The following is an 11393-nucleotide window of genomic DNA, read 5'->3' as shown; positions in this document are numbered from 1 at the left end:
CCCTCTCTAGGTGTTGCGTCCGCCGTTGACGCCCAAAATCTGCCCGGTGATGTAGCCGGCCTCCTCGGACACAAAGAAGGCGCACGCCGCGGCGATGTCCTCGGGCCGGCCGACCCGTCGGACCGGTGTGCGGTTGATGTGGTCCTCCACCGTGCCGCCGAGCAGGTGGCGCTGTTCGGCGCTGCGCAGCATCGGGGTGTCGATGAACCCCGGCGGCACGGCGTTGACCGTGATCCCGGACGGGCCGTATTCCAGGGCCAGCGACTTGGTCAGCCCGTTCACCGCAGACTTTGCCGCGACGTAGTGCGCCATGAACGGCTGGCCGGAGTGGGTGCTCGACGACGAGATGTTGACGATCCGACCCCAGCCGGCCTCGACCATGTCGGGCAGCACCGCCTGAATGGTGTGGAAAACGCCATGCAGGTTCACGTCGATGACCCGCGACCATTCGTCGAACGACAGTTGCAGGAACTTCTTGAACCCCTCGACCCCGGCCGCGTTGACCAGCACCAGAATCGGGCCCAGCTCGGCGCGGATGTCCGACATCGCGGCATCGACCTGCGCGCGGTCGGTCACGTCGGCGACCCGCCCCGATCCGTCGTCCGTGGGTGACAGGTCGATGACGGCCACGCGGAACCCGTCGTCGCGCAGCCGCTGGGCGACGGCGCGACCGATTCCAGACGCACCGCCCGTTACGACAGCCGTCCTCGCACCCAAGCCGCACCAACCTTCCTGAGCGATCGCCCAACAAATCGGCTTCCCATGCCTATCACCGTGTGTCCACCGCGGTCAAGCGACTAGGGTTCGGTTGATGGACCGGCCCCCGTTTCGCTTTGCGGTGCAGGCGACCAACGCCGCTGGGGGGCGCGAATGGCGCGACACCGCACGCAAAGTCGAAGACCTGGGGTATTCAACGCTTTTCCTCGCCGACCACTACCTCGGCCCCGGCCCCGCGCAGCGGGCCGCGCGCACGCCGCGCCAGGACCTGGCACCCATCGCGGCGATGGCCGCGGCCGCCGCGTTCACCGACACGTTACGCATCGGCTGCCGGGTGTTCTGCATCGATTACCACGTGCCGGCCGTGCTGGCCAAGGAAGCCGCGACGCTGGATCTGCTGTCCGACGGCCGGCTGGAACTGGGCATCGGCGCCGGCTGGAGCGAGGTCGAATACACCGCGATGGGCGTGGCCTTCGACCGCCCGGGCCGGCGGATCGCCAAACTCGCCGAGGTCGTTTCGCTGATCAGGGCTCACTGGACGGGCGAAGAACTGGAGGTCTCCGGCGACTTCGTCCAGGTGCACGGGTACGCGGGCCGGCCACGGCCGGTGCAACGACCGCACCCGCCGATCATGATCGGAGGCGGCGGTCAGCGCATCCTCTCGCTGGCCGGCCGCGAGGCCGACATCGTGAGCTTGTCCAGCGTGCCGTTCGTCGCCCGCGACGCCGACGGCCTGGACCCGGTGGCGGTCGCGCAGCGCCGGATCGGCTTCGTGCGCGACGCCGCCGGCGAGCGGTTCGCCGGCCTCGACGTCGAGGGGTCGCCCTACTTCACCCAGATGACCGACGACCACGAAGCCGCGCTGGCGGGCATCGCGAAGGCGACGGGCATCTCGGTCGAGTTGCTGCGCAACCATCCCAACGTTCTGGTCGGGTCGGTGGAAAACGTTGTGGAGCAGCTGTATTCAGCACGCGATACACTGGGCGTCAACTACGTCACGGTGCAGCAGTCGCAGATCGAATCCTTCGCGCCAGTGGTCGCCGCGCTGCGCGGACGCTGAACCTTGACCACCGCATCCCGAGGTGGGACCATGAGGCCTTATGCGATTTGGGCGATCGCCCAAGAGGACGGACGGGCTCTATGGCAAAGCGGACCAGGTTCAGCGAGTACCACGACCAGTACGCGAACTTTCGTCTCGAACTCTCCGACGACGGAATCCTATTTATGCAGTGCCACACGAACGGCGGCAGCCTGGTGTGGGACTGGCGGGCACACGACCAGATGTCGGACGCATTCGCCGACATCGCCGGCGACCGCGAGATCAAGGTGCTCATCCACACCGGCACCGGCGAGAACTACAACGCCAACTGGGGCCGCATGCCCAACGGCGACCCCGTCGAGAAGCCTGACTATCTGCTCATGCCCGGCACCCGCGGCCTGCACAAGCTCGACGAAAAGGCCTGGTATGCCAGGCACTTGATCACCAACGTGCTCGACGTCGACGTGCCGATGATCAGCGCCGTCAACGGGCCGTGCAACATGCACTCCGAGGTTCCGCTGCTCGGCGACATCGTGCTGGCCTCCGAGGACGCCTACTTCCAGGACGCCTCGCACTTCCCCCGCGGCCAGGTGCCCGGCGACGGCCAGCACGTCATCTGGAGCTTCCTGGCCGGCCACACCCGTGCGCGCTACTTCCTGCTTACCGGCATGAAGCTCGGCGCGGCCGAGGCCAAGGAGTGGGGCGTCGTGAACGAGGTACTCCCCAAGGACCGATTGCTGGACCGCGCGTGGGAGCTGGCGCGCGACCTGGTCAAGAGGCCACCGCTGACGCTGCGCTACTCGCGCCAGCTGTTCACAAACCCGCTCAAGCGGGCCTTCCTTGACGAGCTCGGACACGGTCTGGCGCGGGAAACGTACGCGCAGCGCGCCTTTTTCCCATTCGGCGGTGAGATGGCGCCGCTGGATCGGGCCTGGGATGCGGAGCCTTGGAGTGATGGGGTCCGATCATGACCAGCCTGCAACAGCGACTGTCGACCGGCCGCGGAAAGTTCACCACCGACTACCCCGAACTGGGGACGGCGCCGGTCAGCTACGAGGATTCGATTTCAGAGGAGTTCTTCGCCGCCGAGCGTAAGGCCGTCTTCGAGCGAAACTGGTTGTGCGTCGGCCGCATTGAACGGTTGCCGCGCAAGGGTTCGTACTTCACCCGCGACCTGCCCGGGCGGCTCGCGTCGATCGTGATCGCACGTGACCAGAACGACACAGTGCACGCGTTCCACAATGTGTGCGCCCACCGCGGCAACAAGGTGGTGTGGCAGGAACATCCCGGCCGCGAGTCGTCGGGAACCTGTCGCGCGTTCTCGTGCAAGTACCACGGCTGGCGCTATGGCCTGGACGGCAAGGTCAACCACATCACCAACGAAGAGGAGTTCTTCGACCTCGACAAGAGCACGCTGGGCATGCCTTCCGTGCACTGCGAGGTGTGGGCCGGGTTCATCTTCGTCAACCTCGCCTCAGATCCGTTGCCGCTGCGGGAATTCCTCGGCGACGGGCTGCTACCGATCGAGGCCTACCCGTTCCATCTCATGACGCAGCACTACGGCTTCTCCACGCGGATCAACGGCAACTGGAAGCTGGCCGTCGATTCGGTCTGCGAGTGGTACCACCCGCCGTATGTGCACGGCCGGTTCATCGACCCCGACGTTTCCAAGGCCGAGAAGATGGTGCCGCCCGTCGACGCGTACCACTACGAGCTGTTCCGACCGCACATGCTCACGTCGGTGCCAGGGCCGCCGCCGCTGCCACCCCGCGAACCCGGCACCGCCGGGCCCGCCCGTCAGGACCAGCGTTGGGTCTACAAGCTTTTCCGCGCCGGGCTTTTCGGGCCCGACGACGTCCCGGACATCGGCGGTGAGCCGGAGTTTCTCAACCGGGGCAACATCGCATCGTGGGGCAACGACCAGTTCTGGATATTCCCGAACATCTCGGTCCAGATCTGGGCGCGCGGCTACTACATCACCTACACATACTGGCCCGAGACCGTTGATTCGCACATCTACGAGATCGATCTGTACTTCGTGCCGCCGGCCAACGCCGCCGATCGCCTGGCGCAGGAGTTGGTGGTGGACAGTACGATCGAGTTCGCCATGCAGGATGTGAACACGATCGAGGCCACCCACTCGGCGCTGAAGACGCGGGCGCAGAACACCTTCCATCTCAGCGACCAGGAACTGCTGATCCGTCAGTTCCACACGGTCATCCGCGACACGGTCGCCGCGCATCAGGCCGAGGAGGCGTGATGTCGTTATTGCCGCCAGACTTTGCCGACCTGGAACCGTTCGTGGCCGATTGGGCCCTGCCGACGCGCGCGGAACGCTACGCGGCGCGGTTGTCGAAGCCCTTCGGCGAACTCGTCGCGTTCTACGACGCCGTCGCACCACGGGCCGAAGAGGCGATCGCCCACCTGAATTCGCTTGACATCAAAGGTTTGCCGGAGGACGCCGAAAGGCTGCTGCAGCTGCTCTACTCGATGATCCTGGTGTCCTACGCTGTCAATGTGTTCAAGCAGAATCGCATACCCGACTCGGGCGCCGCGTTCTTCGACATGGTCGCCGAGCCGGCGGTGTGAGGCGATGACGGCGTCCGAGCGACCGAAGGCACGGGACTCGTCGACGCGAGACATGCTGGTCGACGCGACGATTCAGATCATGCTCGAGGAGGGTTACGCCGCGGCGACGTCGCGCCGAGTCGCGGCCACGGCTGGCGTCAAACCGGCGCTGGTGCACTACTACTTCCCGACGATGGACGAGTTGTACCTTGCCGTCTTCCGCCGTGGCGCCGCGGTCTACCTGGAGCGCCAGCAGGAGGCGCTGTCCTCCGACCGCCCGCTGCACGCGTTCTGGGACACCCTCACCGCACCGAAGGACACCCGGTTGTTGTTGGAGTTCATGGGGCTGGCCAACCACCGCAAGGAGATCCGGGCCGAGATCGCCGCCTGGTCGGAGCGCTGGCGGGAGATGCAGATCACCGCGCTCAATTTCATCGTTCGCGAACACGGGCTAGAGCCAACGGAATTCCCGCCCGCGGGCCTGGCGGTCGTCATCGCGGCGATCGGGCGCACGCTGATCCTGGAGCAGGGGCTGGGCACCTCGGGCGGCCACGAGGAGGCTGTCGCGCTGGTTGGCCGCTTCCTGGACCGGTTCGAGATGCCGACGCCCAAGTCCCGGCGGCAGCACTTGTCGGACTGAGCGCGAATCAGGGCAGCACGACCCGCAGCCGCTCCCAACCGCGGACGGTGGACGTCGGCGCCAGTTTCGCTGTCTCGTAGTCGATGTCCCACTCGGGCCAGCGGTTGAGCATCTCGTCGAGCGCGACGCGTCCCTCCAGGCGGGCCAGGTTGGCACCCAGGCAGTAGTGCACCCCCTTGCCGAAGGTGATGTGCGAGATGTTATCCCGGTGGATGTTGAACGTGTCCGGGTCGGTGTAGCGGCGCGGGTCGCGGTTGGCCGCACCGAACAGCAGCAGCATGGCGCTGCCGGACGGAACCGTCGTCCCGTAGCACTCGAAATCCTTTGCCATCCAACGCGCGACGTGCGGGCCGGTGGGTTCGAACCGCAGCGTCTCGTCGACGGTGCGGGTCAGTAACGACCGGTCCTCGTAGATCTCCCTGCGCTGTTCGGGGTGCTCGGCCAGCACCTTGGCCAGCCAGCCGATCAGCCGGCCCGTCGTCTCGTTGCCCGCACCGGCCACCACCTGGGTGTAGTGCAGGATCTCCTTGCGGGTCAGCTTGCGGCGCACACCGTTCTCGTCGTCGAACTCGACGTTGAGCAGCTGCGTCATCAGGTCGTCGGAGGGGTTCTTGGATCGCCACTCGACGTAGTCGGCGTAGATGCGGCCGTCGGCGATCGAGTCGGCGTTGGCGACCTTCAGCGGCGCGCCGGGCTTGGTGCGCAGGTTGGCGTCATTGGCGTCGCGCACCGAAATCTGTTCGGACTCCGGGATTCCCAGCAGCATCCCGATCACCCGCATCGGCATCATCGAGGCGAGCTCGGCGATGATGTCGAAGCCGTCCGACCCGACGTGCGGGTCGAGGCACCGCACGCAGTAGGCCCGGATCTGGTCTTCGATCTCGGCCATCCGGCGCGGCGTGAACACCCGCGACATCAGGTTGCGCAGCATCGTGTGTTCAGGCGGATCCTGAAACATCATGACACCGCCGGGCATGTCGAACTTCGACTGCACCAGCTCGAGGATGTCGCTGCGCCGGCTGGAGAAGACCTGCCAGTTCGCCAGGCCCTTCTCGACATCGGAATGCCGTGACACGGCCCAGAAGTCGTATCTTTCGTTGTAGTAGATCGGGGCCTCGTCGCGCAGCCGTGCGTACACCGGGTACGGGTCGGCGATGATGCCGGTGTCGTAGGGGTCGTAGTAGACGTCCGTGTCGTTTGCCACTGTCATCGATGTTTCCTCACTTCAGGCAGCTACCGGCGTCCACGGGAAGCGCGACACCGGTGATGTATCGCGCTTCGTCGGACGCCAGGAACAACACCGCGTTGCTGATGTCTTCGGCGGTCACCCATGGGATGGGCAAGTGGTGGAAGGTCTGGCAGACCGGCGCCAGGTCGTCGGGTCCGGGGTTGGGCAGATCGGGCCGAAATCCGCGGTAGGTCGCGTCATTCAGCAACAGGGGTGTGTTCACGTGAGTCGGCAGAACGGCATTTACCCTGATCATGTGCTGACCCAATTCGACTGCGAACGAACGCATCAGGCCGATCACGCCATGCTTCGCCGCGACGTAGTGGCCCATGTGCGAATAGGCTTTGGCCCCGGCGACCGATGACGTCAGGATGATCGAGCCGCCGCTGCGGCCCGCCAGCAGGTGCGGAACACCGGCCTTCACCGACTTCCACACCCCGCTCAGGTTGACGTCGATCATCTGCTGCCAGACCGCCTCGTCGGTCTTGTGCAGCTTGCCCGCCGCGGTACCGATACCGGCGTTGGCCACGATGACGTCAAGGCGCCCAAGCTGTTCGACGCCGCTGTCCACCGCGGCCTGCAATGCCGCAGAATCGCGGACATCGACTTCTGCGGTGACGACGCGGCCGCCCGCGTCCTTGACCATGCCGGCCGTGACGTCCAGGTCTTCGGGCGTCGCTGCGGGTGCGGATGAGCCGTCGATTCCGCGGCAGATGTCGACCGCGATGACGTCGGCGCCCTCCCGCGCCAAGCGCACGGCGTGACTTCTGCCCTGCCCCCGCGCCGCACCGGTCACGAATGCGACCTTGCCGTCCATCCGGCCCGCCATGCAACCTCCGTCGACTGGATTTGGGCGATCGCCCAAATTTATAGCTTGGCCATGTTTAGCAGCACCGCACTGAGGTCGTCAAGGTTGCCTGCGCGAGCAGAACCGCCTCGTTCATCCGCGCGAGGGCAGCGGTCATCTCGGCGGGCCGGGTCTCCCACAGCCGCGTCGAGCCCTCGACGTCAGCCAACAGCAACGTCACCGTGCCCGTCGGCAACAGGCCGCTCACGACAACTTCGCTCCAGTCCACCAGCGGCAGGTCCGCGCGTCGATCGGTTTCGCTCATGCTAGCCAGCATGCGGCGCACGCGGGCGGCAAAACATCAGCCCAAGGGCGTAGATTCCCCGCGCGAGCGATCGGCCCACTCAATGTGCCCCGCCAAATCCTGCGCGGCAGCCATGTCGCCGTAGCGATCCCGCAACTGCACGTACGCAGCGTCCTCGCCGCGGGCCCGCGCCAGCAAGGCCCTCAGCCGCAGCAACCACACTTCGCGAACCGGCAGCGCGCCACCGCCGTACGCGTCCGCCAGGCGGTCGATCGCCGCCTCGGCCTCGGCCAGGTCGTCGTCGGTCCCCCGCTCGAGCAGGGTCTCCACGAACGCGCCCGTCGCGGGAACGCCCCATGACAGCAGCTGTCCCTCGTCGATCAGGGAGGCGAGGGTCTCCCGCAGCGGCGCCAGGGCTTCGTCGCGATCGCCGCGGCGGGCGCGGTCGCGCGCCAGGTACACGCTGACGATCGGCAGCTGGCGCTGGTACTCGTTGCCGATATCGGCGAGCAGCGCCCGTCCGCGGTCCCTTTCTTCGTCCGAGGCGCGGTGCAGCAGCGCAATGCCGAGCGTGATCCGGGCGAAGCCCAACGCGAAATCGTCGCCGGATCGTTCCGCGATCGGGAGCGCGTCCTCGATCTCGCGCAGGGCCTCATCGTCGACTTTCAGCGCTCCGGCGGGGATGCCAGGTAAATAGACGTAGGCGATCACCCGGGCGTACGTGAGCGGATCGGCATTACGCGCCATCGTCAGGCCGTGCCGCAGGTCCGCACGCCACCCGGAAAGACCCCGGCAGTAGCTGGCCAGAGCCCTGGTCGCGAGGGCGACCGACAGCGGCGATCCGATGATGAGGTTGCCCTTCAACGGATCGCCGTTCGCGAGGTCGATGACGCGCTGTGACCAGCGCAGCACCTGGTCCCATTCGGCGCTTTCGGTCTTGGCCCAGATCGAGGCGAAGGACAACCCCACCGTCAGCGTCGGGTCATCGACCGATTCGACGAGATCCATTGCCTCCGCGGCCAGCCGCGACGCCTGCAGCATGCGGGCGTGATACGCGTGGTCGATCACCATGCCCGCCGTGGCGATTGCCAGCGAGGCGTTGTCGGCGGCGACGGCGCACAGCTCACGCAGCTCCTCGAAGCGGGCTCTGTCGTCCACGTGCACGCGCCAGGCGCTCCCGCACAGCATGGTGCGCGGGGCGATCCGCATCGCCGATCGTTGCGTCGCGTCGGCGGGCAGCGCATCCGCAATGTGTTGGGCGCGTTCCCAACTCAGCCGTGCCGTGGAGATGTCGTGGCCGCTCGCCCATCCCGCGGCGCGCATGTGCCAGCCGTAAGCCTCATACCCGTCGCCGGCGGCTTCGAGGTGCTCGGCGATCGATGCGGCGCTTTGGTCGACGTCCGCTGGGTCGCGCGTCTCGAGCATGGCGGCCAGGCGCCGGTGCAGGCGGGCCCGGTCGGTTTTCAGCCGCGACTCGTAGGCGACGGTGCGAATCAGCGGATGCTGGAACGCGTATACGGCGGGCGCCGTGAAGCCCACCTGCTCGACGAGGTCGGCGTTGACCAGTTCGTCGACGGACAGATCGATACCCAGGCCCGCCAGCAGATCGGAACCGAAACGGGCACCGATCACCGCCGCGGCGGCCAGCGCCTGCTTGGCCGACGGGCTGAGGCGGTCGATGCGGGCCGCAATGGCCGCTTGCAGGCTGGCCGGAACGGTCACGTCGGCGACGTCCCTGCTGCAGGTGTAATTGCCGCGCTCGCCGACCAGCACTCCGCGTTCGGCGAGCGATCGGATGATCTCCTGAGCGAAAAACGGGTTGCCAGCCGCGCGTTCGACGATGCGGCTTCCGATCTGCCGCACCGACGGGTCCGCGCCGAGCAGCGCGGCGACCAGCGTCGACGTTTCCGCGGCGCTCAGCGGCGCTAGCGAGATCACCTGCGCGCCCGCCGTGTGTTGTAGGACGCCGGCGTATTCGGGTCGGTAGGTGAGCATCACCAGCATGCGCGTCTGCGCGACCACCATCAGAAAGTCGGCCAGCACGGCGTCGCTGGCGTCGTCGATCCAGTGCAGGTCTTCGACGACGACGACAGCCGGTTCGGCGCGTGTCAGCAGCACGGCGCTGACCAGGAAGGTCAGCCGTCGGCGTCGCGCATCCGGGTCGATCTTGGGCAGCACCACTTCCGGATCGGCGATGCCTAGCAGACCGTCGAGCAGCAGCAGGTCCTGCGGATCGGCCCGGGGTACCAACGCCCGCACGCGGGCCCGCGCCTGCCTATCATCCAGGCCACGGATCTGCGCCACGGAGCGCAGCAGGCGTGCCACGACACGGAACGGCACGTCGCTGGCGTGCGATTCACAGAAGCTGGAAAAGACTTCGATGCCGAGGCTTTTCGCATTGTCCAGCGTTTCGGCGATCAGCCGGGTCTTGCCGATTCCGGCCAGACCCACCACCGAGACCACGGCGCCACGTCCAGCGACGGAGCGATCCAACATCGCCGTCAGCATGGTCATCTCCCACCCGCGGCCTACAAGCGTCGAATCCCACTGGTGAGCAAGCTGTTCCGGTGCGGCCACTGTCAGCAGCGGCCGCGCACGTACCAGCTCAGCGGAGCCCCGAACGTGCACCGACTCCGGTTCGCCGAGCTCCGCGACACCCTCGACCAGACGCGCGGTGGACTCGCTAAGCATCACCCCGCCGGGCGGTGCGACCGACTCCATCCCCTGAGCCATCCCCACCTGAGCGCCGACCGCGGTGTAACCGAAAGCGCCCGAACCGATCTCGCCGGTGATCACTTCGCCGGAATTCAGGCCGATCCGCATCCGCAGGTCGATACCGTCGCCGCCGACGGTGACGGCCAATCGCGCGGCCTCGTCCTGAATACCCAACGCCGCCAAGCACGCCCGGAGCGCGTGGTCCTCCAACGCCGTCGGCGCACCGAACAACGCCATGATCCCGTCGCCGACGAAGTTGTCCACCGTGCCGCCGTAGCGTCGCACCACCGTCGAACACCGATCGACGATCTCGGTCATCAGCTCGCGGAATCTCTCCGCGCCGACGGCCGTCGCAATGTCCATTGAATACGCCACATCGGCGAACAGCACGGTCACCTGCTTGTACTCCGCCGCCGCATCGGCGCCCGCCACCGGTGGTGCCGCGGCGTCGTCGCGGGTGGCCTGCAGGGTCGCCGCGGTACCGCCGCCGCTGGTTTGCAGCGTTTCGTCGTCGGCCGCTCGCGCGGGCGGGCGGTGCTGCCGGTGCAGCTCGGACAGTGCGGCCCGCGCGGCCTGTCCGAGTTTTTTGGTTGTCGCGTAACGCTGTTGGGGCTCTTTCGCCATCCCGGTGGCGATGACCTGGTCCATCGCCAGGGGTATGGCGTCCGACGCATCGGACGGCCGCGGGGGCGGTTGCATCATGTGGGCGACGACGATCTGTTCCAGGCCTTCGACGGGAAACGGGCGCTCGCCGGTCAACGCCTGGTACAGCACACACGCCAGGGCGTAGATGTCGGCGCGCGCGTCGACGTCGCCGGACCCGAACCGTTCGGGAGCCATGTAAGCCCACGTGCCGATCGTCCTGCCGGCACTGGTCAAGCCCTCGTCTCCGCTGGCCCGCGCGAGCCCGAAGTCGATGAGATAAGCGAAGTCATCTTCGGCGACCAGAATGTTGGAGGGTTTGACGTCGCGGTGTATCAACCCGATTCGGTGCGCGGCGTGCAGCGCGGAAGCGATCTGTTCGATGATTCTCACGGCCCGCTCGGGTTCCAGCGGCCCGTCGAGAAGCAGGGTCTGCAGGTCGTTGCCCTCGATCAGGCGCATGTCCACGTACAACCGGCCGCCGGCCTCGCCGAAATTGTGGATGGGCACCACATGCGGCTCGTTGAGGCCGGCAGCCGCCCGCGCCTCCCGCCGAAACCGCTCCTGAAACACCTTGTCGTCAACCAGATTCGGCGGCAACACCTTCAGCGCCACCACACGGTCGGTGGCGGTGTCGAAGGCGCGCCACACCTCCCCCATGCCGCCGCGGCCCAGGATGTCCAGCAGGCGATACCGGCCGAACGGCACTCCCCCCATCCGAGTCTGGCTCATGGCGTCGCTGCCGCCGAGGTG

At 67.0% G+C, this 11393-nt stretch carries 9 protein-coding genes and 1 pseudogene; 5 read left to right on the top strand and 5 right to left on the bottom strand.

Features of this window, described 5'->3' with window-relative positions; genetic code table 11:
- Positions 1–6: 6 nt before the first annotated feature.
- Positions 7–717, bottom strand: coding sequence for an SDR family NAD(P)-dependent oxidoreductase (locus AC5Y5V_RS16340; RefSeq protein WP_499937183.1), 711 nt, complete (start codon positions 715–717; stop codon positions 7–9).
- A 94-nt stretch (positions 718–811) separates the two neighbouring features.
- Here AC5Y5V_RS16340 and AC5Y5V_RS16335 point away from each other — a divergent pair, with 94 nt between their 5' ends.
- The 5 genes from AC5Y5V_RS16335 to AC5Y5V_RS16315 all read left to right on the top strand — a co-directional run bounded on the left by AC5Y5V_RS16335 (position 812) and on the right by AC5Y5V_RS16315 (position 4964).
- On the top strand, positions 812–1777 hold the full coding sequence (locus AC5Y5V_RS16335; protein WP_499937181.1) for a TIGR03621 family F420-dependent LLM class oxidoreductase: 966 nt from the start codon (positions 812–814) through the stop codon (positions 1775–1777).
- 80 nt (positions 1778–1857) lie between these two features.
- Entirely contained in the window at positions 1858–2727 is an 870-nt protein-coding gene (locus AC5Y5V_RS16330; RefSeq protein WP_499937178.1) for an enoyl-CoA hydratase/isomerase family protein, read from the top strand.
- Complete coding sequence (locus tag AC5Y5V_RS16325) at positions 2724–4016, top strand: aromatic ring-hydroxylating oxygenase subunit alpha (RefSeq protein WP_499937177.1); 1293 nt, start codon at positions 2724–2726, stop codon at positions 4014–4016. The genes AC5Y5V_RS16330 and AC5Y5V_RS16325 overlap by 4 nt, the downstream gene beginning before the upstream one ends.
- Positions 4016–4345, top strand: a complete 330-nt coding sequence (locus AC5Y5V_RS16320; protein ID WP_499937175.1) for a hypothetical protein — start codon at positions 4016–4018, stop codon at positions 4343–4345. The genes AC5Y5V_RS16325 and AC5Y5V_RS16320 overlap by 1 nt, the downstream gene beginning before the upstream one ends.
- A 4-nt stretch (positions 4346–4349) precedes the next feature.
- A complete protein-coding gene (locus AC5Y5V_RS16315; RefSeq protein WP_499937173.1) occupies positions 4350–4964 on the top strand; it encodes a TetR/AcrR family transcriptional regulator in 615 nt (204 codons plus the stop codon).
- Positions 4965–4971: 7 nt separating this feature from the next.
- Here AC5Y5V_RS16315 and AC5Y5V_RS16310 read toward each other — a convergent pair whose 3' ends face one another.
- The 4 genes and pseudogenes from AC5Y5V_RS16310 to AC5Y5V_RS16295 form a co-directional block, all read right to left on the bottom strand.
- On the bottom strand, positions 4972–6174 hold the full coding sequence (locus AC5Y5V_RS16310; RefSeq protein ID WP_499937172.1) for a cytochrome P450: 1203 nt from the start codon (positions 6172–6174) through the stop codon (positions 4972–4974).
- A 10-nt stretch (positions 6175–6184) separates the two neighbouring features.
- Positions 6185–7021 carry a mycofactocin-coupled SDR family oxidoreductase gene (locus tag AC5Y5V_RS16305; RefSeq protein ID WP_499937169.1) on the bottom strand — a complete coding sequence of 279 codons (837 nt, stop codon included), beginning with the start codon at positions 7019–7021 and terminating at the stop codon, positions 6185–6187.
- A gap of 100 nt (positions 7022–7121) precedes the next feature.
- Positions 7122–7316, bottom strand: a pseudogene (locus AC5Y5V_RS16300) (hypothetical protein); the annotation flags it as partial.
- Between the two features lie 24 nt (positions 7317–7340).
- Positions 7341–11357 carry a serine/threonine-protein kinase gene (locus AC5Y5V_RS16295; protein ID WP_499937379.1) on the bottom strand — a complete coding sequence of 1339 codons (4017 nt, stop codon included), beginning with the start codon at positions 11355–11357 and terminating at the stop codon, positions 7341–7343.
- Positions 11358–11393: the final 36 nt, after the last annotated feature.

This window comes from Mycobacterium sp. NGS68 (assembly GCF_059812195.1).
The sequence above is the reverse complement of the archived record's forward strand: the minus strand, read 5'-3'. Positions and strand labels throughout refer to the sequence as shown.